Source organism: Williamsia sp. Y844, from assembly GCF_056786475.1.
Map to the genome: position 1 here is coordinate 797,243 of NZ_JBXCJB010000001.1, position 25,373 is coordinate 822,615.

Here is a 25,373-nt window from a genome sequence, read left to right on the forward strand (position 1 = left end):
CTTTCGTACCGGGCCTGGTGGCCGTAACCGTATCCGTCCAGAACGTGCCTTGCTGGTTCGGCAGAACACTGCCGAGGCCGGCCGGATTCACCCGGCCGGCCCCATTTCGGGTGCCTAGGCCTTGGCGGCAGCCTCCATGGCCTCGATGCTGACGAGCTTGATCCGCCGTCGTCCCGCCGCTTTGCCCGCGGTGCGTTCGGCGAGATCGATCTTCTTCCAGCCGGCGCCATCGATCCGGTCGGCGCCGCGCTCCGCGATGAGAGCGGGGATCTCCTCACGCGACTTCACCGGGTCGGAGAGCTTGCCCTCCGTGAAGTCCGCGATGACCGCGAGTGCGGTCTCCTGACCACACAACCGGTTCATGCCGATACCGCCGGTGGCCCCGCGCTTGATCCAGCCGGTGACGTACACGCCCTCGAGCCGTTCACCGCCGGGTGTCTCGAGCACACGCCCTCCGGTGTTGGGCACCACGCCCTGACCACCGTCGAACGGCACACCCTGCAAAGGCAGACCGGTGTAACCGATCGCCCGCATCACCACGCCGGCAGGCAGATCGAACTCTTCGCCCGTCGGCCTGATCGCAACCCGGCTCGATGCCGGCCGTGGTGAATCGCCGGAGTTGTCCGCCGACTCATCCGGGGCGTTCACGAACTCGTTGCGAGCACAACGGACAGTTTCGACGCCCTCACCCGAACCCTTGATCGCCAGCGGCGACACCAGGAAGCGGAACACCACCCGCTTGTTGCCCTCGGTGGGCACGCGCGCGGCGAACTCCTCGGCGATGCGCACCTTGGTGGCGATCGTCGAGTCGAGGGTCCCGGCGTCTCGTGCGGCCTGGTTCGCCGCATCGAGCACGAGTTCTTCGGGGTCGATGATCACGTCGACACCGGGGATGTCGCCCATCGCGAGGAACTCCGAGTTGGTGTACGCGCCCTGGGCCACGCCGCGCCTGCCGAGCAGGACGACCTCCGAGACGTTGCTGCTCCGCAGCTTCTCGAGGGCGTGATCGGCGATGTCGGTCTTGGCGAGCTTGTCTGGGCTGTCCAGCAGGATCCTGGCCACGTCGAGGGCGACGTTGCCGTTGCCGACCACGACCACACGCTGCGCCGACAGGTCGAAGTCTTTGTCGGTGTAATCGGGGTGCCCGTTGTACCAGGCCACGAAATCGGTCGCGGCGATGCTGCCGGACAGATCCTCACCGTCGATACCCAGGTGCTTGTCGGTCGACGCTCCATGTGCGTAGATGACGGCGCCGTAGTGGTCGGTCAGGTCACCGTGGTCGAGGTGCTTGCCGACCTCGACATTCAGGAAGTACTCGAATGTTCGCTTGGCAGCGGTGGACGCGAACGTCTTCTCCACGCCCTTGGTCGACGGATGATCCGGAGCGACACCGGCCCGCACCAGGCCGTACGGGGTCGGGAGGCGGTCGAACATGTCGACGCGGATCGAGCTGTGCCGAACCAGTTCCTCGGCCGCATAGAAGGCAGCGGGCCCGGCCCCGACGATCGCAACGTGGAGTTCTTTGTCAGCAGGGAGCGGCGGCTTCTTGCGCGGTGCGACCAGACCACCCGACACGTCGTGGTCGGTGTAGTAGTCCGCGTTGATCTGGAGGTAACGCTCCTGGCCTTCGTCGAGCGCATCGTCCGGGAAGATCGCTTCCACCGGGCACTCGTCGATGCATGCACCACAGTCGATGCATGTATCCGGATCGATGTACAACATCTCCGCGGTGGCGAACTCCGGCTCATCCGGCGTCGGGTGAATGCAGTTCACCGGACATACGCTGATGCAACTGGCATCGTTGCAACAAGGCTGCGTGATCACGTGTGCCATACGGCCCCTACCTCGACTACTCTCTTCGTTCCAAAAATGGAACCTGTTCCAATTTTTACCCTGAATTTGCCCGGCGTCCAACTACCAGGCCGCGACGAGGAGTTATGGCTGAGTCCCCGCGACCGAGTAGACGTGTCGGAGGTCATCATTCGACACTTTTTGTTACGCCGGTCCCACAAAGGTAATGCCACCCGCCCGATTACGAGAAGCCCATATGCTGCGATCCTGGTGCGGACCTTCGCGACACCCGCTTGCCACCGCGGAAAACGAGAGGACCCGATATGCCGGATTCGCCGATCGACGCTGCACTGCACCCCCTCGAGCTGCCAGATCTCAAGGAAGGCGCCCGCCACTTCGAATCGAACTACCGGGTCCGCACGGGAGACGTCGACCAGTACATGCGCCTGCGATTCGACGGACTGACCCGCTACCTCCAGGACATCGCCAACGACAACCTCGAGGCGACCGACTTCCACACCACCGATCCGTTCTGGATCGTCCGTCGCACGGTGATCGACGTGATCCGCCCGATCTCCTGGCCTGCAGAGGTGAAACTCGAGCGCTGGTGCGGCGCGCTGTCGACCCGCTGGACCAACATGCGGGTCCGGGTGACCTCGACCCACGAGACCAATCGGTTCAACCCGGAGCCTCGCGAAGACGGACTCATCGAGACCGAGGCGTTCTGGATCAACGTCAACGATCAGGGTCTGCCCTCACGGCTGACCGACGAGGCGTTCGAATTGCTGAGCCGGTCGACCGACGAACATCGACTGCGTTGGAAGACGATGAACACCGCCACCGCGCCCGAGCCGTCGGAGGCCGACCGCCCGCATGTTCTCCGGGCCACCGACTTCGATCCGTTCAAGCATCTGAACAACGCCGCATACTTCGCCGTTGTCGAAGATGAAGTCCTCGACCACGAGGACCTCGTCAAGGGCCCACATCGCGTCGTCATCGAATACCTGCGCGCGATCCAACCCGGAGCAACGGTGACGATCCGGCGCCGGCGGGATGCCGACCAGCTCCAGATGTGGATGATCGACGGCGACAAGGTGGCAGCGACCGTCACCATCACCAAACGCCCCGTCTGATCTATCGTTCGAGGCCCGTCACTGTCCGCCGCCGAGCAGTATCTCCATCAGCTTGGTCGGTGCCGCGCAGGGATCTCCGATCGGTGTCGTGCTGCGCGGTTCGACGAACCAGGTGTAGATCCCGCCGCCGGGCGCCCTGGCGGTGATCCCACACGACGCCGGACGGGCCGGGTTGACCTGTGTGAAGGCCGTGACGCTGGCGACCTTGACGTTCTCGGTGGTGTAGCCGAGTTGTTTGGCCGTCGACTTCTCGACCTCGATGTCGCCCCACTCGAACCAGTTGAACGTGACCTCGGTGACGACCGGGCCGTTGACCGTCCATCGGCAGATCGCACCATAGAAGCCCGGTTCGGCGACCGTGCCGCCGACCGCGTTCGCGATGGATTCCGGGGCGATGATCTCGCACTCGTAGAGCAGGCGTTTGTAGTCGTCGGTGTCGACGTTTCCGTCGGCGGTGCCGCTACCTCCACCGATCGCGGTGGCATCCCCGTCGACCGCCCGGGTACAGCCCGCCAGCAGGGCGACAGTGGCCAGCACGGCCAGCAGGGCCGGCCCGGCGACACGGCGACGAACCCCGCTGGGGCGGCCCGTCTTTCGGCGGCCCGTCATTTGGCGTTCTCGACGGATTGGGTGGCAAGCGTTTTGGCCACTTCGCAGATCTCGGCACGGCTCGGGTAGGCCTGACCCGGTGAGGCCAGGCCGTAGGTGACCGACCACTCGAAGAAATCGGCGCCGAAGTCGATACCGATCTCGCAGATACCCTCACTCGAGCCGATGAAGCCGGTGTGGCCGTCGATCGTGATGTCCTCGACCACGTCTCGGGAGAGCTGGATGGTGGCGCGTTCGCGGCCGATCGGGCTGCCGCGGTACCAGTTGAACGACAACTGCGGACCGAGTTGATCCTGCGCGGTGACCCATTCGCAGACCGATGGATTGTTGATCGTGTTCGTCAGGCCACCGATCTTGGAGACCGCAGTGACGTCCTCGGTGGTGACGCCACCACATTCACCGAAGAACGGACCCTCCCCGGCCTTGCCGCTGGGTGCGTCCGCCTTGGTTGTCCGGTCGGTGTCGGCGGAGCTGTCATCGGAGCAACCCACCACCATGAGCATCGCCGCGAACGCCGCCGCCATCACCGCCCCGATCCGATTCTTGCGCGCCGAGGTCATCACAGATTGCAGTGTAGAGAAGTGCCCGCCTGCGGCCGACTGATCAGCTGACATCTGGTCGGCCGAGCAGCCGGTCCGTCTCGCGCCGTTCACGTTTGGTGGGACGACCGCTGCCGCGATCGCGCAACGGGAGCGCGGCGAGCAGTTCCTTGGGAGGAGGAGGTGGGCTGCGGTCGATGAAACACTCCACCGCAACGGGTGGGCCAACTCGCTTGGAGACGACTCGGGCGACCTCCACGATGCGGTCGCGGCCGGCAGCCCGGATCCGGACCTCGTCGCCGATCGCCACATGTTGCGCAGGCTTGGCCGGGGTTCCGTTGACCTTGACGTGTCCACCGCGACAGGCGGTGGCAGCGGCGGATCGGGTCTTGGTCAGCCGGACCGCCCAGATCCAGCTGTCGACCCTGGTGCTGGGTTGCGCGCCTGACATCAGTGTCGGGACATCAATTGCTGAGGAGCTTCCACAGGGCGGCGCCGCCGGCGACCACACCGACGATCAGCGCAATCCAGAAATTGGTGATGAGCCACAGGACACCGAAGACGATCACCGCCGGGGCCAGAGCGAACAACACCATGCCGGGATGGGCGGAGACGGTCTGTTTGACCGCCCGGGTACGGTCTCTGTCGATTTCTTTGGCCATGGTTCCTCCTCGACCTGGCGCGACCTCGGCGGTCGCACGGTGCCCAGTCTACGGAGAATTGCTCGGTGCAGGAATCAACTGCGAACCAGGCTGTGCGCCGCGGACCAGAAGCTCGGCGTCGTCGAGCGGATAGGGCGGTGCTCCGACACCGGTGATCCGTACGGTCCCCCACGGGGTGATCTCCGTGAGGCGGGCCGGTACCGGCTCGCCATCGCCGACCACGACCTCCACCGCGGTGACCTTCGCATCCTTGAGCGCGCGGACCTCGTCACCGAAGGCGATTCCGGCCCAGTGGTACTGGCCGTCGAGGGGATCGACGTAACCCTGGACCCGGATCCGGGAAGTGACCTGATCCTCTTCGTGACCGATGGAAGCCGGTCCGTCGTAGACGCCCTCGTCCCGGATCTCGGCAGAGCTGAAGTCATGGTCGGAGGCATCGAACCGGTTGAGCTCACGGGCGCGTTTGCGCTCACCGCCGTTGGCGCGGACGTACCCGAGCCATGACCGTTCGATCGGTATCCGCACCTGCACCCGGGTCGAGCCGGACAAGACGAGTTCGTCGATGGCCGCACCGATGTAGTCGACCGCAGGACCATCGACGTGAAAAAGGTTGGGCTGCCGACTGCTGACGACTCCGAGGTAGTTGTCGTCGGGCGCAGCGTCCGAGGTGATCAGGATCCGGCTGCGTCCGTCGTTGTCCCAGAGGTCGCTGGTGGCGTCGAACTCCCCGACCGCCGCCACAGTCGAGAACTCGACGTCGATGGGCGATCTGCGCAATCGCGCAACCATCGCCGACATGGCCGGTCCCGATCCGACCAGACCCACGCGTAACCAGCTCATTCGAGGAAGCCCGCCTTGCGCCACGCCCCGCGCGAGAACCGGGTCATCAGACCGTTGTCCTCGAGGAACTGCGCGAGATCGGCGAACCCGAGCAGCTGCATCTGGTGAAAGTTCGGATTGCTGCGGGCGACGCGGGTGGCCTCGTGCTTGTCCAGACCCGCCCGGGCGTACATGGCCGGATTGGTGAAGAGGTATTTGAATCGCAGCGCGGCCAGTCCGTGCAGGTTCGCGGCCAGAAAGGTCTCCCAGCGCCCGCGGGTACTGCGACGACGGACGATGCCGTCCCTGGCGAACCCGATGTGCCGAGACTCTTCGGTGACGTGGATCCGCATCAGCCGGGAGACCAGCGGCTGCAGCTCGGGATCGTCGAGCATCTCGCGCTGCAGCGCATCGAAGATCTCCTCACCGACCAGCGCGGCAACCCACATCATCGAGCCCCGCAATCCGAACGGGAGCGCCAGCATGATCATTCGCTCCCACCCCGCCAAGCCGTAGGCCCGCGCGCCGCTGCGTTCGATGGCGCGCCCGAACATCACCATGTGACGGCATTCGTCGCCCATCTCGGTCAGGGCGTAGTGGCTGACCGACGACGCCGGATCCTGCTTGAGAAGTCGTTGCAGCAGAGACCGGTTGAGCAGATTCTCGAACCAGATACCGATCGAGAGGATGTTGGCGAGTTCTTGGCGGGACACCTCGATCCGCTGCTCCTCGGACAGGCCCGTCCACAACTCGGTGCCGTACAAACTGCACACCCGCGGCGGCAAGAAGTACTTGTCCGGATCGAGTGGGGCGTCCCAGTCGAGGTCGACGATCGGTGAATACGACCGCTTGACCGAACCGCTGAGCAATCTCGCGGCGATCGCCTCACGGCCGCCGGACACCTCGGCCTTCGGTGATTCGGAACGGGATCGGGATGGGGCTGACATCGGGCCTCCTGGTGGCGTTGTGTTCGCTGAACCCGACGCTATGCGCCACCCCACAATGTGTCAATGCTCACTGTCACATAAACCGGTGTCGACATTGGGGTCGGGACCTACCGGGACGCGCGCTGCCGCTGCTGTTGAATAGGAGGATGCCGAGCGACTTCCCAGACGACGACCCCATCGCCGAGGCTCGCCGAAACTGGGAGGCGGCCGGATGGGGTGACGTTGCAGTCGGCATGCAGGCCGTGACATCGGTGATGCGCGTCCATCAGATCCTGCTCGCCCGGGTCGAATCGGTACTCAAGCCCTGGGGGCTGAGCTTCTCCAGGTTCGAACTCCTGCGACTACTGGCATTCAGCAGGCGAGGCGCGCTACCGATCACCAAGGCCAGCGACCGGCTCCAGGTGCACGTGACCTCGGTGACCCACGCGATCCGCCGCCTCGAGGAGGCCGGCATGGTCCGCCGCGTACCGCACCCGACGGACCGTCGCACCACACTCGTCGAGATCACCGATTCCGGGCGCGAGACGGTGGAAGAAGCCACCCTCGCGCTCAACAGCGACGTCTTCGGCGACGTCGGAATGACCGAGTCCCAGGCCAATTCACTGGTCAAGTCGATCAACGCGGTACGCAAGCACTCCGGCGACATCTGAGAACCGATGCCGCCGGAGTGAATTCGGTGTCACTCAGTCGTTGTCGCCGAAGATTGCCTTCGCCTCGAGGAACTCCTCGATCCCGAACTTGCCGAACTCGCGGCCGTTGCCCGACTGTTTGTAGCCACCGAACGGGGCGCTGCGATCCAGCGGGGCCCCGTTGACGTGCACCGTGCCGGTCCGCATGCGGCGCGCGATGCGGCGGGCCCGTTGCGGGTCGGCCGATGAAACCAGCCCGCCCAGACCATAATTCGAGTCGTTGGCGATGCGGACGGCGTCGTCCTCGTCCTGGTAGCCGATGAGTGTCATCACCGGACCGAAGATCTCTTCGCGGGCGATGGTCATGTCATTGGTGACGTCGGCGAACACCGTGGGCCTGACGAAGTAGCCCACCTCGATGCCCTCCGGGCGGCCCGGGCCACCGGTCACCACCGTCGCGCCCTCGTCGATGCCGGTTTGGATCAACCGCTGGATCTTGTCGAACTGCGCTTTCGAAACCACCGGTCCGATAACGGTATCGGCACCATCGGGTGCGCCGACCACGATCTTTGCCGCCGTCGCCCTGGCGATCTCTGCGGCCTCGTCCATCCGCGATGCCGGCACCAGAATGCGTGAGCCGGCGTTGCAGGACTGCCCCGAGTTCACCACCATCGCGGCGACGTCGCGTGCCACGGCCCCGGCGAACGCGTCGTCGTCGACGATGATGTTGGCCGACTTGCCACCGAGTTCCTGCGCCACCCGCTTGACCGTCGGTGCGGCATTCTTGGCGACCTCGATACCGGCGCGGGTCGAACCGGTGAACGAGACCATGTCGACCTCAGGATGCGACGACAGGGCCGCGCCCACCGTCGGACCATCACCGTTGACCAGGTTGAACACACCCGGAGGCACGCCTGCCTCATGCATGATCTCGGCAAATACCAGAGCGTTCAGCGGAGCGATCTCCGACGGCTTGAGAACCATGGTGCAGCCGGTCGCCAGCGCCGGTGCCACCTTCGCCACGATCTGGTTCAACGGCCAGTTCCACGGGGTGATGAAGGCGCAGACGCCAACCGGTTCGTAGACAACAGTGGTCGAACCGAGCTTCTCTTCGAACTCGTAGTCCCGTAGCGCCCGGAGCGTGGCCTTCAGATGTCCGAGCCCGGACGGCGCCTGGGCGGCAGCGGCCAATTTCGCCGGTGCACCCATTTCCGCGCTCACCGCGGCAGCCAGATCATCGAGCCGCGACTTGTACACTTCGATCACCCGTTCCAGCAACGCAATTCGCTCGTCGCGGGTGGTGGCGGCAAATCCGTCGAAGGCCGATCGGGCCGCGGCAACGGCCCGTTCGACGTCTTTTTCATTGCCGAGCGCGATGGTGGCGATACTGCGCTCCGTTGCCGGATCGACGACGTCGAGCGTCGCTGCCCCGACGGGATCGACCCACTGACCGTCGATGTAGAACTTCTGGGCATTGGCGGGCGTCATCGGTTTCTCCTCGCACCTGGACTGATTACCTATCTCTTTACCAGTGGCAGGCCGCTCTACCAATATCGGCGCCGATACAAACAACTCCGCTCACTGTTCTCACATCCGCGCGGCCTGCAGTGCAGACTGCGCGGGCGTGAGTTCAGTGAGCGAAGTGGTGGTGGTCCGACGTCGATCAGCGCAGGGTTTCGATGATGGCGCTGAAGTCCTTGGCGCCGTTCTCCTGTGCGTAGTCGGCGTAGAGCGTCGCGGCGTGCTCGCCGAGCGGGGCGATCGCACCGGTCGACTCGACCGCGGCCATGGCCAGGCCGAGATCCTTGTTCATCAGTGCGGTGGCGAACCCCGGCTTGAAGTCGTTGTTCGCAGGCGATGTCGAAACCGGTCCGGGCACTGGACAATTCGTATGGACCGCCCAGCAGTTACCGGTGGCACCGGTGATCACGTCGAAGAGTGCCTGAGCTTCCAGGCCCAGCTTCTCGGCGAGCACGAATGCCTCACCGATCGCGATCTGTTGCACCGCGAGCACCATGTTGTTGCAGACCTTCGCCGCCTGACCCGCACCCGATCCACCACAGTGGATCACCTTGCCTGCCATCGGATCCAGAATGCTCTGCGCAGTGACGAAGGCCTCGTCGCTGCCACCAACCATGAAGGCCAGGGTGCCGGCATCGGCACCCTTGACACCGCCGGAGACGGGGGCGTCGAGCTGGGCAAAGCCGTGGTCGGCCGCCTGCTGATGCACCTTGCGTGCCTCCTCGACCGAGATCGTCGAGGAATCGATGAGCAGCGCACCGGTTTTGGTTCCGGGAAGGATCTGCGAGTAGCAGTCGACGACGGCCTTGCCGTGCGGCAGCATCGTGATCACGACGTCGGCGTCTGCCACTGCTTCGATCCCACCGGCGAACACCTCGATGCCGTTGGCCGTTGCGGCCGCGGACGCCTCGGGCGACGGATCGAATCCGTGCACGGTGTGTCCGGCCTTGACCAGGTTCTTGGCCATGGGTCCACCCATGTGACCCAGGCCCAGAAACGCGATGGTGCTCATAGATATTGCCCCTTTGTCGACTTGTCGGCCTCTGCCCGGCCGATCACAACCCGCATGATCTCGTTGGTGCCTTCCAGTATTCGGTTCACCCGGAGATCGCGGACGATTTTCTCCAGACCGTATTCCTTCAGGTACCCATAACCACCGTGCAACTGCAGCGCCTGGTCGGCGACGTCGAAGCAGGTGTCGGTGACGTAGCGCTTGGCCATCGCGCACAGTTCGACCTTGTCCGGATGGCCCGCGTCGAGTGCGGCGGCGGCCTTCCAGAGGATCAGCCGCGACGTCTCGAGCGAGGTTGCCATGTCGGCGAGCGTGAACCGGATGGTCGGCTCGTTGATCAGCTTGCCGCCGAAGGCTTCTCGATCCGAGACATACGTGATCGCCTTGTTGTACGCCGCCTGTGCGCCACCGAGCGAGCATGCCGCGATATTGATGCGGCCGCCGTTCAGGCCGTTCATGGCGATCCCGAAGCCTTTGCCCTCTTCTTCGCCGAGAAGATTGGCGGCAGGCACCCGGGCACCCTCCATGATGACCTGCGCGGTGGGCTGCGCGTTCCAGCCCATCTTCTGCTCGTTGGCACCGAAGGACAGCCCGGGGGTGTCCGATGGCACGATGAACGTCGAGATGCCACGCGGCCCTTCGGCACCGGTACGCGCCATGATGATGTACACGTCGGAGACACCACCGCCGGAGATGAACTGCTTCACCCCGTCGAGGATGTAATGGTCGCCGTCCCGAACCGCCTTGGTACGCAACGCCGCAGCGTCACTTCCCGCGGACGGCTCGGTGAGGCAATAGCTCGCGATGGCTTCCATCGACGCCATCTTCGACGCCCAACTCTGGCGCTGGGATTCGGTGCCGTAGGAATCGACCATCCAGGTACACATGTTGTGGATCGACAGAAACGCGGCGGTGGTCGGATCGGCCTTGGCCAACTCCTCGAAGATCCGGACACCGTCGAGACGACGTAGTCCGCTTCCTCCCACATCCTCGCTGGTGTAGATCCCGGCCATACCGAGCTCGGCGGCTTCACGCAGTTCTGCGGCCGGGAAGTGCTTGCGCTCATCCCAGTCGAGGGCGCTGGGCGCCAACCGCTTGCGCGCGAAGGCCGCCGCGGTGTCGACGATGACCTTGTCATCCGCATTCAGATCAAACGGCGAAAAGGTCTCAACTGACATCGAAAAGCCTCAGTCCATGGTCGGGATGACGAACTCGGCGCCATCCTTGATGCCCGACGGCCACCGGGTCGTGATGGTCTTGACCTTGGTGTAGAAGTTGATCGACGCGGTTCCGTGCTGGTTGAGGTCACCGAATCCGGAACGCTTCCAACCACCGAAGGTGTGGTAGGCCACCGGCACCGGGATCGGCACGTTCACGCCGACCATACCCACCTGAACCCGCGAGGTGAAGTCGCGTGCGGCGTCGCCGTCCTGGGTGAAGATCGCGACACCGTTTCCATACTCGTGGTCGGTCGGAAGTGCCAGTGCCTCTTCGTAATCGGCAGCACGGACGATGCAGACGACGGGGCCGAAGATCTCGTCGGTGTAGATCGTCTGATCCTTCTTCACGTGATCGAAGAGGGTGGGTCCGATGAAGTAGCCCTCTTCGAGGCTCTCACCGTTGTAGGTCAGGTCGTTGGCAGCGCGCTCGCGGCCGTCGATGACCAGCTCGGCGCCGGCGTCCACACCCTGCTGGATGTAGTCCTTGACGCGCTCGAGGGCGGCCTTGGTGATCAGTGGGCCGTAGTCGGCCTTGATGTCGTGGCTGTGGCCGACGCGCAGCGCGTTGACCTTGTCGATCAGCTTCTCGCGCAGACGATTTGCAGTGGCCTCTCCGACCGGAACGGCAACCGAGATGGCCATGCAACGCTCGCCTGCACTGCCGTAGCCGGCACCGATCAGCGCATCGACAACCTGATCGAGATCGGCGTCGGGAAGGATGATCATGTGGTTCTTGGCGCCACCGAAACACTGTGCGCGCTTACCGTTGGCCGCTGCAGTGGAGTAGATGTACTGCGCAATATCGGAGCTGCCGACGAAGCCGAATGCCTGGACGTCCTTGTGGTGCAGCAGACCGTCGACGGCTTCTTTGTCGCCATGGATGACCTGGAAGACACCGGCAGGCAGACCGGCTTCGAGGAACAACTCGGCCAGACGAACCGGCACCGACGGGTCGCGCTCGCTGGGCTTGAGGATGAACGCGTTGCCACAGGCAAGCGCGGGGCCCGCCTTCCACAGCGGGATCATGGCCGGGAAGTTGAACGGCGTGATGCCTGCGACCACTCCGAGGGGCTGGCGGATCGAGTGGACATCAATGCCGGTGCCGGCACCTTCTGTGAACTCACCCTTGATCAGGTGCGGGATGCCGATGGCGAACTCGATGACCTCGACGCCGCGCTGAATGTCGCCCTTGGCGTCGGGGACGGTCTTGCCGTGCTCGATGGACAGCAACTCGGCAAGCTCTTCGATGTTCTCGTTGATCAAGGCAACGAATCGCATCATCACGCGAGCGCGACGCTGCGGATTCCACGCAGCCCACACCTTCTGCGCCTCGACCGCGCCTGCGACAGCGGCATCGATGTCAGCCTGGTTGGCCATCGGTACGGTGGCCTGCACTTTGCCGGTGCTCGGGTTCAGCACATCAGCGGTGCGGCCGCTGGTTCCAGCGGTGCGGACGCCGTCCACAAAGTGTTCGATTTGCCTGGTCATGGGGTCCTCACAAGTCATCTACGAACGTGTTGTCTCGATCACTATATACTAGGACTTCCTAGTAATGCGAGGGTTCGTAGATGACCTGCGCAAGGACTACCCGGTCTTGCGGCGGAACTGGTGCGGGCCACCCTCTGCACCGTGCTGACCACCGGCTTTCGAGCCGGCGTCCTTGTGATCTTCCGCCAATTTCCCCTTCTGATTCTTGCGATCGAGGGCCTCGCGGAACTTACGTTTGGTTTCTGAATCGGCAGCCATGCCATATCCCTTCATGTGGGGTCCATCTACGAGCCTAATCATCACAGAATGCGATGTCAGGCGATTTTCTTGCGGTCCGGTTCAGCCAGAATGGGGCCGGTGGACAGTGGTGCGCTCCACCGATCCGTCCGCGGCGAAGTATTGCCACTCCCCCGTCTTCTTGCCGTCCTCTCGATGTCCACGATCGATGAGGTTCCCCTCGGGACTCCACCGCTCCCAGAGGCCGGTCTTCTCACCGTCGACAAAGGTCCCCTTTTGCAGCAGACCTCCGTTTTCTCGATACCAGACGCTCTCGCCGTGGAGGATGCCGAAACGATAGTTCGACTCCGAGCGGACTGTGCCGTCACGAAAGTAGTGCCGCCACAATCCTTCTCGACGACCGTTGTGGTAACTGCCGATGAAATCACCCTTTCGCGCGTCGGCCTCGCGCCACAGTCCGGTTTTGTGACCCTTCGGGTCACGGGCATTCTCGGGCTGCTGGCCAGCGTCGGGTTTCATCCCCCCAGGCTACCGAGCATTACGGGTTGTCTATGACCACCGGATCGGATTCGCTAGCATCACGGACTGGGTACTGCTTGCCCGATGGTCGAAAAGACCGGCCGTTAGGGTAACCTCGGTCGGCCCTCATCCTCGTAGAAAGAGATGTACATGTCTGTTGTGATCCTGTACGGCAGTGAGACCGGCACGGCGGAACTCGTTTCCGATGCGATCTCCGACGTCCTGGCCAAACAACACGATGTCTCGATGTACGACATGAGCGACTTCGCCGTCGAAGATCTCGACACCGACGACTTCCTCGTCGTTGTCTGCAGCACCTACGGCGAGGGTGAGCTCCCGACCGGTGCCGAACCATTCGCCGAAGGCCTCGACGAGGAAAAGCCCGAGCTGGGCGGGCTGCGTTTCGCCGTATTCGGACTCGGCGACAGCGTCTACGACGCGACCTTCAACCGCGGCGGCGAGATCATCGCCGAGAAGCTGACCGAACTCGGCGCGAGCCAGGTCGGCGAGCACGGACGTCACGACATGTCGTCGAAGGTTGCCGCGAGGGTGCAGGCCAAAGAATGGGCCGAGGGCATCAGCAGAGTCGTCAGTTCCCAATAGGTCGAGCTCCGCTGCGCTTCGTCTCCGCCCAATAGGTCGAGCTCTGCTGCGCTTCGTCTCCGCCTAATAGGTCGAGCTCCGCTGCGCTCGTCTCCGCCCAATAGGTCGAGCGCTTCTCTCCACCCCGCGTCCGGCGTCGCCGATTACGCTGCGAACATGTCGACAACAACAGTGATGGCAGAGCTGGTAGCCGCATTGCCCGCGGGCGTGGTGGTCACCGATCCGGACATCGTCGCAGGCTACCGGCAAGACCGGGCCCTCGATCCCGATGCGGGCACCCCCATCGCTGTGGTCCGGGCGACCAGCACCGCCGACGTCCAGGCGACCGTCCGCTGGTGCGCGGAGCATCAGATCCCGGTGATCCCCCGCGGCGCCGGTACCGGCCTGTCCGGCGGCGCCACGGCACTGTCCGGCGGCATCGTGCTGACCACCGAGAAGATGCGCGACATCACCATCGACCCGGTGACCCGGACCGCGGTCTGCAGGCCCGGCCTGCTCAACGCCGAGGTGAAAGCCGCGGCCAAAGAACACGGACTCTGGTATCCGCCGGACCCGTCCTCGTTCGAGATCTGCTCCATCGGCGGAAATGCCGCCACCAACGCCGGTGGCCTGTGCTGCGTGAAATACGGAGTCACCGGCGACTACGTCCTCGGACTCGAAGTGGTCCTGGCCGACGGGCGCGCGGTCCGTCTCGGTGGACCGCGACTGAAGGACACCGCCGGGCTGTCGCTGACCAAGCTGTTCGTCGGCAGCGAGGGCACCTTGGGCATCATCACCGAGGTCACCCTGCGACTGTTGCCGCCGCAACCGCCGGCATCCACGGTGGTGGCATCGTTCGAATCGGTTCATGCCGCGTCGAAGGCGGTGCTGGCCATCACCTCGACCATCCGCCCGGCGATGCTCGAGTTCATGGACAAGGTGGCGATCAACGCCGTCGAGGACCACCTTCATATGGGGCTCGACCGCAGCGCCGGAGCACTGTTGGTCGCCCAGTCCGACGCACCCGGTGCCGCTGCGGCCGCCGAGGTCGCCGTCATGGAACAGGCCTTCACCGACTGCGGGGCCACCGAGGTGTTCTCCACCACCGACCCCGACGAGGGTGAGGCATTCACCGCCGCCCGCCGATTTGCGATCCCCGCCATCGAAAAGATCGGACAACTGCTCCTCGAGGACGTGGGCGTACCGCTGCACAAACTGCCCGACCTGATCGACGGTATCGAGGCGATCGCCGCCAACCGCCGGGTGCTCATCTCCGTGATCGCACACGCAGGCGACGGCAACACCCATCCGCTGATCGTGCACGATCCCACCGACGCCGACGAGACCGCAAGGGCCAATGCCGCATTCGGAGAGGTCATGGATCTGGCAATTGCGCTTGGCGGCACCATCACCGGCGAACACGGTGTCGGCAGGCTCAAAAAAGGTTGGCTACCCGATCAATTGGGCGACGACGTCATCGAACTGACCCGGCGCATCAAGGACACCCTCGATCCCCTCGGCATCCTCAATCCGGGGACCATGCTGTAGACCGCTGACATTCAAACGAATTCATCTGCTGGCCGCAGTCGCCCTGCGGGCGTTACGTTCTTGATCGATCCGCACATCGTTCAAGGAGAACCCTCGTGTCCGCCAACCGATCTGCACGCCGTCTGACCACTGCACTCGGCGTGGGCGCCCTTGGCCTGGGCCTGCTAACCGCCTGTTCGGACAGCTCTGAAGACGGCGCCCCCGTCGCCCAATCGACCACGACCGAAGCGACGAACAGGACCGCAGCCGGGTGCGGTGTTGCCGCACCCGCCGATCGCCTCGCGGTACCGACATCATCAGTCGAATACACCACCGGCACAGCGGCATATTCGGTGACATTGTCCGACGGGACCACGCAGTGCATCACCGTCGAAACCGATTCGAGCGCAGGCGAATACGACGCCATCGACAAGGAGATCGAGATCCGGTTCGGTGACCCATCGGCCGGCATCCTGATCACCATCGACGGCGAGACCGACGGCAATCTGCCCAGCAAGGATCCCCACCAGGTCGAAGACGCCTTCATGGGTCTGCAGGTCGACGGCGGCTACTTCGCCGACAGCATGCACACCGGCTGCGATGTCACCCTGACCGGTTTTGACGACGAGACGATCACCGGCACATTCACCTGCACCGGTGTGGCATTACTCGGCGACGGACCCTTCAGCCGTGATGGCAACGAAACCGTGACGCCACAACCCCTGGACACCTCCATCGAGAAGGCCGAGGGCTGGTTCGCGGTCAGCGTGTGAATCCAACGGAGTCAGTCGAGCGACTCCAGTAGCCGCAGCCAGACCTCACTCACCGAGGGATATGACGGCACCGCGTGCCACAGCGTTGCAATCGGCACTCGCCCGACGATCGCGATGGTCGCGGCGTGGACGAGTTCGTCGACCTCGGGTCCTACAAATGTGGCCCCGACGATGACGTCGGCGCTCCGGTCGATCACCAGGCGGGCCCGCCCGGTGGCGTCGTCCCGCAACAACCCGAACCCGGCAACAGACGACATGTCGACATCGGCGAGCTTCACGTCGATTCCCTTGGCAAGCGCCTCACGTTCGGTCAGCCCGACGCTCGACACCTGCGGATCCGTGAACACCACCTGCGGGACCGGTACGTCGACGGGCGCCGCAGGTGGGACCCGATTCTCGGCGTGGGCGGCGATGGCGTGACCGACATTGCGGGCCTGGTATTTACCCCAATGTGTCAGCGCCGGACCGCCACTGGCATCGCCAACCCAATACAGCCACGACGCATCTTCCTTGACCGAATCGAGCCCGATTCCCGCGCGTGCGGGACGCCTTCCGGTGGCCACCAGGATCTCGTCGGCCGTGATCGACTCGCTGCCTGCCGTCACCGTCACCGCATCACCGTGAATCCGGCCCACCCCGGTATCGGCCGCGACCGGACGGACCACCTCGGTCACCTCCGCGCCCAGCCGCACGTCGATGCCGCTGTTGGTCAAACCCTGCGCAACCAGTTCACCGGCAAACGGCTCGGATTTGCCCAGTAGCGTGCCTCGGGCCACCAGCGTGACCTTGGTACCGAGCGCGGCCATCCACGTCGCGGATTCACAGGCGACCACACCGCCGCCGACCACTATCAGTGACGCCGGGATATCCCGGACACCGGTCGCATCGCGGGATGTCCAGGGATGCGCGGTGGCGTAGATACTCGGGATGATCGGCGTACTCCCGGTGGCCACGACCACCGCCTGCCGGGCCTTGATGGTCCTGCTGCGTCCACCGTTGTCGACCTCGACCGTGCGCTTCCCGACCAGGATCCCGTGACCCCGGACGACGTCGATGTTGAGCCCATGAGCCCACTTCACCTGACCCTCGTCCTCGTAGTCGTTCACCCAGTCGTCGCGACGGCGCAACAGTTCTTCGGGGAGCATCTTCTTGCCGACCTTGATGCCATCGAGGTGGCGGGCGGCGGCGTGGACGGCGACCGGTCGCAGCATCGCTTTGCTGGGCATACAGGCCCAGTAGGAACATTCGCCGCCGAGGAGTTCGTGCTCGATGATCACTGCGGTTCGTGAGGATCCGGCGATGGCGTATTGCGCAGCCACCTCTCCGGCTGGGCCGCCGCCGATCACCACGACGTCGTACTCGGTCTCTGCCATCACCCCACCTTGCCACTGGAGGTGAACGTGTTCCAGACCTACGGGCGGTTCAGTGGTCCGGTGGACCCATGGCGCTGCCCCCGGAGGCGGGAGCAACCTTCTTGATCAGGTCGACTTCGAACTCGGTTTCGCGTTCGGCAGCATGACGCGCCAGCACAAAGACCGCCCGCAACATCGTCACCAGAGCGATTCCGGCCACAACGCCTTCGATCCAGTTGACGTCGATCCGCTCGCCGAGGATCAGTACACCCATCGCCATGGCGACCGCAGGCTCCCACACCGTCATCGCGGGGAACGACGTCTGCAGATCATGGGCTGCGAACGCGAGCTGCTGAGTGACCACCGACCCGGAAGCGACCAAAAGGATCAGATAGACCTCGGGGTGGACGAGGATTTCGACAACACCATCCTCGAGCTGGGTCATCACACCTTTGAGCAGAAACGCCTGCACGCCGGTGAGCAAGCCGGATGCCGAACCCAGCAGGAGCGCTCGATGATGGGCGGACACGAAGCGCGAAGTCACGACCAACGCGGCCAGGACGGCGATCACCACCACGATCGTGCCGGCGAGCGTACCCACCGACACGTGGCCCAAGCCCGCTTCCGGCTGCGCGATCACCACAAACGCCGCAACGCAGACCGTCAGGATGATGCCCCATTTCCACTCGTGGAAATTGAGACGTCGATGGTCCAGATAGGCCTCCATCGGCAAGGCGAACAGCACCGACAGCACGATGAGCGGCTGCACCAAGAGCAGCGATCCCATGCCCAGCGCCGCGGCCTGCAATGCGAAACCGCCCGCCGCGATCACCACTCCCAGCCACCACCGTTTGGTGATGCCACCAGAGGGGGTCGACGAGCGCTGGCGCACGAGAGTTCCGCTGGCGACGAGCAAAGCTGACAGCGTCGCCAACAGCGCCGGGAGGAACAAGTGCACGGCCTCGACATTACTTGCCGAGGGTGGCAGAAAGCTGAGAGCGGCGGCCTCTTGTGAGGCAATCGGCAGCGACTTCCGGATGAACACTGGGACATTTGGGTACTGGTAATCCTGCAACCGATGCGGCGGCGGCTGATAATCGAGAAGCACTGTCCGTATCAGAGAGGTGCCACCATGTCCTTGGCCGACTACACCGAAACAGAACTCGACCTCGACCTGCGCTGGTGGGACGCTGCCAACTACCTGACCGTCGCGCAAATCTACTTGCAGGACAACGTCTTATTGCGGGACCCGCTGAAGAACGAACACATCAAGCCGCGGCTCCTCGGGCACTGGGGCACCAGCCCCGGGCTCTCCCTGATCTACACGCTGATCAATCGCCGGATCCGGGACACCGGGTCGAACTGGCTGTACATCACCGGGCCCGGACACGGCGGTCCGGCGCTGGTGGCTTCGACGTACCTCGAGGGCACGTACAGCGAGATCTACCCGCACGTCTCCCCCGACGCGGCCGGTGTGCGCGCCCTGTGTCGGCAGTTCTCGACACCGGGCGGTGTCCCCAGTCATGTCAGCGTCCAGACCCCCGGGTCGATCCATGAAGGCGGCGAACTCGGATACGCCTTGATCCACGCCGCAGGCGCGGCCTTCGACAATCCCGAACTGGTGGTCGCCTGTGTGGTCGGCGACGGTGAGGCCGAGACCGGCCCTTTGTCCGGGTCGTGGAAGATCCCGGCCTTCCTGAATCCGGTACGCGATGGTGCGGTGCTCCCCATCCTTCATCTCAACGGAGCCAAGATCGCCGCCCCGACAGTGCTCGGCCGGACCAGCGACCGCGACATCGAAGCGTATTTGTCCGGCCAGGGCTGGGCTCCGGTGTTCGTCGAAGGCCACCATCCCCGCCAGGTCTTCACCGACCTCGCCCGGGCACTGGTCGACGCCCACGAGGAGATCGCGAACATTCAGGCCGACGCCCGCAGCGGGGCGCCCAGCGGCAACAAGTGGCCGGCCATCGTCCTGCGGACCCCCAAGGGATGGACCGGCCCACACACGGTCGACGGCAAACTGATCGAGGGCACCCATTGGAGTCATCAGGTTCCGCTGTCCGGGGTTCGTGACAATCCCGAACATCTTGCCCTCCTGGAGGATTGGCTTCGCAAGTACCGCCCGGATGAACTGTTCGACGACAACGGGACGCTTGTGCGCGAACTCGCAGAACTCGCACCCGCGGGCGACCTGCGGATGGGAGCGACCCCGTACGCCAACGGAGGCCGCAACCTCGTCCCGCTGAGGATTCCTCCGCTCGAGTCGTATGCACTGCAGATCGATGCCCCCGGCGCCACGTCGTACGAGACGACCAGGGTGCTCGGTGAACTGATGCGTGACATCTACCGCGACAACTCCGATGCCAACCACGGTGGCAACTTCCGGCTGTTCTCTCCGGACGAAACGGCATCGAACCGATTGCAGGCCGTCTTCGAGGAGACCGACCGGTGCTGGCAACTACCGCGCACCGAGTTCGACGACGGGCTCTCCCCCGAAGGCCGGGTCATGGAGGTTCTCAGCGAACATCTCTGCCAGGGCTGGCTGGAGGGTTATCTGCTGACCGGACGGCACGGTCTGTTCGCCACCTATGAGGCGTTCGCGATGGTCAGTGTGTCGATGCTGGTGCAGCACGCCAAGTGGCTGCAGCATGCGGTGGCCCTGCCCTGGCGCGAGCCGGTCGCCTCGCTGAACATCCTGCTGACCAGTACCTGCTGGCGCAACGACCACAACGGATTCAGCCACCAGGGCCCGGGAATGATCGACGCCGTCATCCCGCTCTCACCCGAGGTGGTCCGGGTCTGGTTGCCGCCGGACTCCAACACGTTGCTGTCGGTTGCCGACCACTGCTTCCGCAGCAAGGACCACGTGAACGTCCTGGTTGTCGACAAGCAGTCACATCCGCAGTACCTGACACTCGAGCAAGCCAACGAGCACTGTGCCGCCGGGGCGTCGATCTGGGAATGGGCGGGTACCGAGAAGACTTCGGTGGTTGGCACCGAAGACGAGCCCGACATCGTGCTGGCCGCCGCCGGTGACGTACCCACCGAAGAGATCCTGGCCGCGGCCCACCTGCTGCGCGAATGGGTGCCGTGGCTGCGTGTCCGAATGGTGAATGTTGTTGACCTGATGGTGCTTCTGCCACAGAACGATCACCCACACGGTCTGCCCGAGCAGGCATTCATCGACCTGTTCACCGCCGACACCCACGTCGTCTTCGCATTCCACGGCTATCCGCGCGCAGTCCACCAACAACTCCACGGACGCACCAACGCCGATCGGTTCCACGTCCGCGGGTTCAGCGAACAGGGCACCACCACAACACCTTTCGACATGGTGGTGCTCAACAAGATGAGTCGCTACCACCTGGTGCTCGAAGCTCTGCGACGCACCAGGCGAGTGCCCGAGAAGACGGCCGAACTCGCCGAGTACTGCGAAAAACAGCTGCAGCGACACCACGATTACGTCCGCGAGCATTTCGAAGATCTGCCCGAGATCCGTGAGTGGCAATGGTCCTGAGTTCAGTCGACGGAGCGGTTCGCATCGCCGGGGCTCTGCTGGCCCGGCCCCTGCGGAAACAGCGGACGACCTGGGGCGCGACCGCGACCGAGATCACGGCCGCCTATCCCGGCGATGAACTTGTACCGCAACCGAAATGGGGCTACACCCACGCGATTGATATCGCTGCACCTCCCGAGCGGGTCTGGCCGTGGCTGGTGCAGCTCGGACAGGGCCGCGGCGGGTTCTACAGCTATGAGGGCCTGGAGAACCTGGTCGGCTGCAACATGCGGAACACCACAGCGATCCTCCCGGAATTCCAGTCACTGATGGTCGGCGACGAGGTGAAGCTTCACGTCAAGGCCCCTGGCCTGCGGGTGGAGGTGGCCGAACCGAACAAGTCGCTGGTTCTGTTCGGCGGCACGGATAGTTCACCCGAAAAGTCGCTGTGGGCCTTTCACATCGTCGATACCGGAAACGGCCGCAGTCGGCTGATCGAACGCGGACGCTATTCGTACGGCGACAAACTCGCCGGCCGGGTCGGGTTCTCTCCGACGTTCCTGGAACCGATCTCCTTTGTGATGAGCCGAAAGATGTTGCTGACCATCGCCGATCTGGCAGGCGGTACCAAAGGTGCGCTGCCGTCCCACCACGTGGACGGGTGACGGTCGGTGGTGAACCGGGTCATGAAACCGGTGGACGCCAGCGATTGATGGCCGTGAGCGGCGCGAGAACCAATCTGTCCGGCAGTACCCGCACGACGGCGTCGCGCAGAGCGGTCGTGGCGGAACCCGGCGGCATCAGCAGCGGTGAGGCAGCTCTGGCCGCCGCCACAACCGCCCGGACACGTCGCCTGCGGCCACGCGAGTAAGAATCGAGGTCCGGCGCGCAGGACGCCAGGACCACGGCATCCTCGATGGCCAGCCCGGCACCCTGCCCGAGGTGGGGTCGCAGCGTGTGTGCCGCATCCCCGACCAACGCGATACGGCCGCGTGCCAGGCTCTTCGGAACCGCCAGGTCGAGAAGCCGATGTTCGATGACCCCGGTGGCCTCCGCGACCAGAGCGGCGACGGGCTCCGGCCAGAGCGCGAAATCGGCGAGGTCGCCTGCGCCGCTTGCGGCAGCGAACACATACGTGCGGTCGCCGGGCAACGGAACGACACCGAACTCGGCGCGCTGCGCCCAGATGGTGCCCACGAAGTCGCCTGGCGGTCGGTCGACGATCCAACGCCACACCCGTATTCCGGTATCCCGCGGACGCCCGTCGTCGGGCCACCACGTTCGACGGATCGTGCTGTGTACGCCGTCTGCGGCCACCACGAGATCGAATGTGCTCACGCCACGCCCGGTTCGGACCCGACCGTCGGGGTGCACGTCGTTGACGGGCTCGCCCACACACATCGTCCCCGGCACCGCCGAGACGAGCACATCGATGAGATCGGCGCGGTGCATCGCAACAACATCCGAATCCGGTCCGGTCACCTGCGTGAGCTGCGCATTGATGAGCGTCCTGCCGTCGCGGGCCCTCACCTGACCGGCACGCGCCGCGATCGCCCGATGCCGGACCTGTGCTCCGACACCAAGATCATCAAGCGCTGCAAGCGCATTCGGCCACAGCGTGATGCCGGCACCGACGTCACCGAACGCGTCTGCACGCTCGAACAGGACCACGTCCCAGCCGGCCCGACCCAAACCGATCGCTGTCGACAATCCCGCAACACCACCCCCGACCACCGCAGCCCGGCCCATCGCCCGAACCTACCGCGTGGCGGGGTCAACACAACAGCATCGCCCGGGACGGCCGCCGGCAAAGGGCCTGGTCGGCGCGGCGACTGGCAGTTGGTCGCAAAGTAGGGCACCCTGGTTCAGGTGAGTGGCCTTTCCGCACCGACGCGAACGATGCTTCGTGATGACCTCGAACGGCTGATGACGTTGAGCCGAGACCAGATCGAGTGGGCCTGCTCCGACACCACCGCGCTGGCCGAACTGATCGAGTTCGGATTCGATGAGGTTGTCGAACTGCGCGAGAACGCCGAACTCGAATGGGTCCGCGGCCACTCCGAGTGCGCACAACACCTCGAACAAGAAGCGTCCGCCTGGAACGCCACCGTCCGCCTGCTCCGTACCGCGCTGGCCGAGGCCCGCCGCGCATCCACCGGTCGGCATCGCCGTACCGCCTGAGCGGTTCACTCGGTGTAGGGCCCGGTCGCAACCGGGTGATATCCCTTCACCACCAAGAACCTTTGTGCGTTCACCGCGGTGAGGCTACCGTCGAAAACGTGACAGGCACATTGATTTTGATGCGGCACGGCAAATCGGGCTATCCCGACGGTGTTGTGGACCATGAACGTCCCCTTGCCGAGCGCGGTCGTCGAGAGGCCGCACTCGCCGGACGGTGGATGGTCGACTCCGGACTGTCCGTGGACTTCGTGCTCTGCTCCACCGCCACCAGAACCCGTCAGACGCTGGAACGTACCGGTATCAACGCGCCGACCACCTATCTCGACGACATCTACGGCGGTGATCCCGACGACGTCTGCGAGGCCATCCGGATATACGTCCCGGCCGACGCTGCGACGGTCTTGGTGGTCGGCCACGAACCGGGGATGCCGGCGACTGCGTTCGCCCTGGATCCCGACGCGGACATCCCGCGGTTCCCGACCTCGGCGTATGCCGTCCTGCACATCGAGACCCCCTGGGCCGAGGTCGGATTGACGCCCGATCCCGGCAACCGAATGGTCAAGATGGTGGTACCGAGGGATTGAACTCGGTCGCGTCGGGCCCTACTTGACGAGGGCGCGCTCCAGAATCGGCGCGAGGTCCAGTCCATCCGGCAGGGTTCCGTACGCGCCTGCCCAGTCGCCACCGAGACGCGTGGCGGCAAACGCCTCTGCAACGGCCGGGTGACCGTGCCGCAGCAGCAATGATCCCTGCAGCGCAATACAAATCGACTCCGCGATTCGACGGGCGGCAGGTTCGGATGCGTTGACCAGTTGCTTCTTCAAGCCGGCCAGGTACCCGTCGTACCTTTCATCGAGTCCCGCGGCCCGGTCGAGTTCGTCGAACAGCGCGTCCACCGACTTCGGGGCGGTGACCATGGCGCGCAACGTGTCCAGAGCGCTGACGTTGCCGCTGCCCTCCCAGATCCCGTACAGCGGCGCCTCCCGATAGAGCCTCGGCATACCGGAGTCCTCGACATACCCGTTGCCACCAAGGCATTCCATCGACTCGGCCACATGCCCGGTGGCCCGCTTGCACAACCAGTATTTCGTGGCGGGCAGCCCGATGCGCCGGAGCATCGTCTCGGTGTCGTCGCCGCGTTCGGCGGCATCGGTGGCCCCTGCCATCCGCATCGACACCATCGTCGCGGCCTCGGACTCGATGGCCAGATCGGCGAGCACATTGCGCATCAGTGGCTGGTCGATCAGATACTCACCGAACACTTTGCGGTGTTGGGCATGATGCATCGCCTGCGTGAGACCGTGTCGCATGTTGCCCGCACTGGCCAGCGCACAGTCGAGCCTTGTCAGGTTCACCATCTCGATGATGGTCCGCACACCGCGGCCCTGCGCCCCGACCAGCCAGGCAGTGGCCCCGTCGTACTCGACCTCCGACGACGCGTTGGCATGATTGCCGAGCTTGGTCTTCAACCGCTGCAAACGCATTCGGTTGCGGGTCCCGTCCGGCAGCACGCGCGGCAAGAAGAAACACGACAGTCCGCCCGGCGCCTGGGCAAGCACCAGGAACAGATCCGACATCGGCGCCGACGTGAACCATTTGTGCCCGGTCAAGGTGTAGCTGCCGTCCGAATTCGGCTGCGCAGTGCTCTGATTGGCCCGAACGTCGGAGCCGCCCTGCTTTTCCGTCATCGACATCCCGGCGATCAGGCCGGCCTTGCCCGACGGCACCGACAGCGTCGGGTCGTAGATACGCGAGCTCAGCAGCGGCTCATAGATCGCGGCGAGCTCGGGATTGTGGCGCAGCGCAGGCACCACGGCATAGGTCATCGAAATCGGGCAGACATGCCCGGCTTCGACGTTCCAGACCCCGAGTTTGGCGGCGCGCACCACATGGGAACCGACCCGGGCGTCGGCCCACGGCGCACCGTGCAGTCCGTGCCCGACCGCCACCTCCATCAACTGGTGGTAAGCGGGGTCATATTCGACCTCATCGATGCGATGTCCGTATCGGTCGTGGGTCCGCAGCACCGGTTGGTTGCGATCGGCCAGCTCACCCCAGCGCTGCGCCTGCGCGGATGCGGCGATGGCACCGAGGGCCATGACCTCGTCGGAACCCCACCCGCCACCTTCTCGAACCAGCGCCTCCGACAACGCCGGACTGGTTGCCGGGTTGTATCCGACCAGCGGTGGAACCTGATTGATCACTTCGTGTGTATCGACCATCACACCATCGTCCCACCAAACGAATTGGTCCGTTTTCGAAACCCTCCGGACGCCGCTATTGTGCGATTTGCACGGTTTTCGTCCGGCGAGGTGTCGGCGGTTCCGGCCATACTG

The 25,373-nt window shown here is 64.6% G+C and carries 26 protein-coding genes; 9 read left to right on the forward strand and 17 right to left on the reverse strand.

Annotation, left to right across the window (positions count from 1 at the left end):
- Positions 1-114 precede the first annotated feature (114 nt).
- Positions 115-1,833, reverse strand: a complete 1,719-nt coding sequence (locus AC1TQG_RS03585; RefSeq protein ID WP_482135563.1) for an FAD-dependent oxidoreductase — start codon at positions 1,831-1,833, stop codon at positions 115-117.
- Positions 1,834-2,114: 281 nt separating this feature from the next.
- On the opposite strand from AC1TQG_RS03585, the gene AC1TQG_RS03590 reads away from it, so the two are divergent.
- The gene (locus AC1TQG_RS03590; RefSeq protein ID WP_482135564.1) at positions 2,115-2,924 is read left to right on the forward strand and encodes an acyl-[acyl-carrier-protein] thioesterase; all 810 of its coding nucleotides are present in this window, start codon (positions 2,115-2,117) and stop codon (positions 2,922-2,924) included.
- An 18-nt stretch (positions 2,925-2,942) separates the two neighbouring features.
- On the opposite strand, the gene AC1TQG_RS03595 is transcribed toward AC1TQG_RS03590, so the two are convergent.
- From AC1TQG_RS03595 to AC1TQG_RS03620, 6 genes are read right to left on the reverse strand one after another with little or no spacing between them, the layout of a single operon-like run.
- A complete protein-coding gene (locus tag AC1TQG_RS03595; RefSeq protein ID WP_482135565.1) occupies positions 2,943-3,533 on the reverse strand; it encodes a DUF3558 domain-containing protein in 591 nt (196 codons plus the stop codon).
- Positions 3,530-4,093, reverse strand: coding sequence for a DUF3558 domain-containing protein (locus AC1TQG_RS03600; RefSeq protein WP_482137248.1), 564 nt, complete (start codon positions 4,091-4,093; stop codon positions 3,530-3,532). The genes AC1TQG_RS03595 and AC1TQG_RS03600 overlap by 4 nt, the downstream gene beginning before the upstream one ends.
- A 43-nt stretch (positions 4,094-4,136) precedes the next feature.
- Positions 4,137-4,523: an RNA-binding S4 domain-containing protein gene (locus tag AC1TQG_RS03605; RefSeq protein WP_482135566.1), complete on the reverse strand. Its 387-nt coding sequence runs from the start codon at positions 4,521-4,523 to the stop codon at positions 4,137-4,139.
- 13 nt (positions 4,524-4,536) lie between these two features.
- A complete protein-coding gene (locus tag AC1TQG_RS03610; protein WP_482135567.1) occupies positions 4,537-4,734 on the reverse strand; it encodes a hypothetical protein in 198 nt (65 codons plus the stop codon).
- A gap of 48 nt (positions 4,735-4,782) precedes the next feature.
- Entirely contained in the window at positions 4,783-5,574 is a 792-nt protein-coding gene (locus AC1TQG_RS03615) for a DUF4873 domain-containing protein (protein WP_482135568.1), read from the reverse strand.
- The gene (locus tag AC1TQG_RS03620; RefSeq protein ID WP_482135569.1) at positions 5,571-6,500 is read right to left on the reverse strand and encodes an AurF N-oxygenase family protein; all 930 of its coding nucleotides are present in this window, start codon (positions 6,498-6,500) and stop codon (positions 5,571-5,573) included. The genes AC1TQG_RS03615 and AC1TQG_RS03620 overlap by 4 nt, the downstream gene beginning before the upstream one ends.
- A gap of 146 nt (positions 6,501-6,646) precedes the next feature.
- Between AC1TQG_RS03620 and AC1TQG_RS03625 the strand changes: the two genes are divergently transcribed.
- Positions 6,647-7,150 carry a MarR family winged helix-turn-helix transcriptional regulator gene (locus AC1TQG_RS03625; protein WP_482135570.1) on the forward strand — a complete coding sequence of 168 codons (504 nt, stop codon included), beginning with the start codon at positions 6,647-6,649 and terminating at the stop codon, positions 7,148-7,150.
- 33 nt (positions 7,151-7,183) lie between these two features.
- On the opposite strand, the gene AC1TQG_RS03630 is transcribed toward AC1TQG_RS03625, so the two are convergent.
- The 6 genes from AC1TQG_RS03630 to AC1TQG_RS03655 all read right to left on the reverse strand — a co-directional run bounded on the left by AC1TQG_RS03630 (position 7,184) and on the right by AC1TQG_RS03655 (position 13,126).
- The gene (locus tag AC1TQG_RS03630; protein ID WP_482135571.1) at positions 7,184-8,617 is read right to left on the reverse strand and encodes an aldehyde dehydrogenase family protein; all 1,434 of its coding nucleotides are present in this window, start codon (positions 8,615-8,617) and stop codon (positions 7,184-7,186) included.
- A 175-nt stretch (positions 8,618-8,792) separates the two neighbouring features.
- The gene (gene mmsB / locus AC1TQG_RS03635; protein WP_482135572.1) at positions 8,793-9,662 is read right to left on the reverse strand and encodes a 3-hydroxyisobutyrate dehydrogenase; all 870 of its coding nucleotides are present in this window, start codon (positions 9,660-9,662) and stop codon (positions 8,793-8,795) included.
- Positions 9,659-10,840: an acyl-CoA dehydrogenase family protein gene (locus AC1TQG_RS03640; RefSeq protein WP_482135573.1), complete on the reverse strand. Its 1,182-nt coding sequence runs from the start codon at positions 10,838-10,840 to the stop codon at positions 9,659-9,661. Before AC1TQG_RS03640 ends, mmsB begins: the two co-directional genes overlap by 4 nt.
- 9 nt (positions 10,841-10,849) lie before the next feature.
- Positions 10,850-12,370 carry a CoA-acylating methylmalonate-semialdehyde dehydrogenase gene (locus AC1TQG_RS03645; RefSeq protein WP_482135574.1) on the reverse strand — a complete coding sequence of 507 codons (1,521 nt, stop codon included), beginning with the start codon at positions 12,368-12,370 and terminating at the stop codon, positions 10,850-10,852.
- A gap of 96 nt (positions 12,371-12,466) precedes the next feature.
- Complete coding sequence (locus tag AC1TQG_RS03650; RefSeq protein WP_482135575.1) at positions 12,467-12,643, reverse strand: DUF5302 domain-containing protein; 177 nt, start codon at positions 12,641-12,643, stop codon at positions 12,467-12,469.
- A gap of 66 nt (positions 12,644-12,709) precedes the next feature.
- Positions 12,710-13,126, reverse strand: a complete 417-nt coding sequence (locus AC1TQG_RS03655) for a toxin-antitoxin system YwqK family antitoxin (RefSeq protein ID WP_482135576.1) — start codon at positions 13,124-13,126, stop codon at positions 12,710-12,712.
- Between the two features lie 150 nt (positions 13,127-13,276).
- Here AC1TQG_RS03655 and AC1TQG_RS03660 point away from each other — a divergent pair, with 150 nt between their 5' ends.
- From AC1TQG_RS03660 to AC1TQG_RS03670, 3 genes are all read left to right on the forward strand, one after another.
- Positions 13,277-13,729, forward strand: coding sequence for a flavodoxin domain-containing protein (locus AC1TQG_RS03660; protein ID WP_482135577.1), 453 nt, complete (start codon positions 13,277-13,279; stop codon positions 13,727-13,729).
- Positions 13,730-13,885: 156 nt separating this feature from the next.
- Positions 13,886-15,256 (forward strand): FAD-binding oxidoreductase, encoded by a 1,371-nt coding sequence (locus AC1TQG_RS03665; RefSeq protein WP_482135578.1) that lies wholly within the window; start codon positions 13,886-13,888, stop codon positions 15,254-15,256.
- 95 nt (positions 15,257-15,351) lie between these two features.
- Positions 15,352-16,008, forward strand: a complete 657-nt coding sequence (locus AC1TQG_RS03670; protein WP_482135579.1) for a hypothetical protein — start codon at positions 15,352-15,354, stop codon at positions 16,006-16,008.
- 11 nt (positions 16,009-16,019) lie between these two features.
- Here AC1TQG_RS03670 and AC1TQG_RS03675 read toward each other — a convergent pair whose 3' ends face one another.
- Positions 16,020-17,381, reverse strand: coding sequence for a dihydrolipoyl dehydrogenase family protein (locus tag AC1TQG_RS03675; RefSeq protein ID WP_482135580.1), 1,362 nt, complete (start codon positions 17,379-17,381; stop codon positions 16,020-16,022).
- Positions 17,382-17,430: 49 nt separating this feature from the next.
- Positions 17,431-18,468, reverse strand: coding sequence for a DMT family transporter (locus AC1TQG_RS03680; RefSeq protein WP_482135581.1), 1,038 nt, complete (start codon positions 18,466-18,468; stop codon positions 17,431-17,433).
- A gap of 24 nt (positions 18,469-18,492) precedes the next feature.
- Between AC1TQG_RS03680 and AC1TQG_RS03685 the strand changes: the two genes are divergently transcribed.
- A complete protein-coding gene (locus tag AC1TQG_RS03685) occupies positions 18,493-20,877 on the forward strand; it encodes a phosphoketolase family protein (protein ID WP_482135582.1) in 2,385 nt (794 codons plus the stop codon).
- The gene (locus AC1TQG_RS03690; RefSeq protein ID WP_482135583.1) at positions 20,868-21,521 is read left to right on the forward strand and encodes an SRPBCC family protein; all 654 of its coding nucleotides are present in this window, start codon (positions 20,868-20,870) and stop codon (positions 21,519-21,521) included. Before AC1TQG_RS03685 ends, AC1TQG_RS03690 begins: the two co-directional genes overlap by 10 nt.
- Before the next feature lie 19 nt (positions 21,522-21,540).
- Here the strand turns inward: AC1TQG_RS03690 and AC1TQG_RS03695 are convergent, their stop codons facing one another.
- Positions 21,541-22,605, reverse strand: a complete 1,065-nt coding sequence (locus tag AC1TQG_RS03695) for an FAD-dependent monooxygenase (protein ID WP_482135584.1) — start codon at positions 22,603-22,605, stop codon at positions 21,541-21,543.
- A 120-nt stretch (positions 22,606-22,725) separates the two neighbouring features.
- Between AC1TQG_RS03695 and AC1TQG_RS03700 the strand changes: the two genes are divergently transcribed.
- Positions 22,726-23,037, forward strand: coding sequence for a hypothetical protein (locus AC1TQG_RS03700; protein ID WP_482135585.1), 312 nt, complete (start codon positions 22,726-22,728; stop codon positions 23,035-23,037).
- A gap of 119 nt (positions 23,038-23,156) precedes the next feature.
- Positions 23,157-23,621: a SixA phosphatase family protein gene (locus AC1TQG_RS03705; RefSeq protein WP_482137249.1), complete on the forward strand. Its 465-nt coding sequence runs from the start codon at positions 23,157-23,159 to the stop codon at positions 23,619-23,621.
- Positions 23,622-23,639: 18 nt separating this feature from the next.
- Here the strand turns inward: AC1TQG_RS03705 and AC1TQG_RS03710 are convergent, their stop codons facing one another.
- Positions 23,640-25,259 carry an acyl-CoA dehydrogenase family protein gene (locus AC1TQG_RS03710; RefSeq protein ID WP_482135586.1) on the reverse strand — a complete coding sequence of 540 codons (1,620 nt, stop codon included), beginning with the start codon at positions 25,257-25,259 and terminating at the stop codon, positions 23,640-23,642.
- Positions 25,260-25,373: the final 114 nt, after the last annotated feature.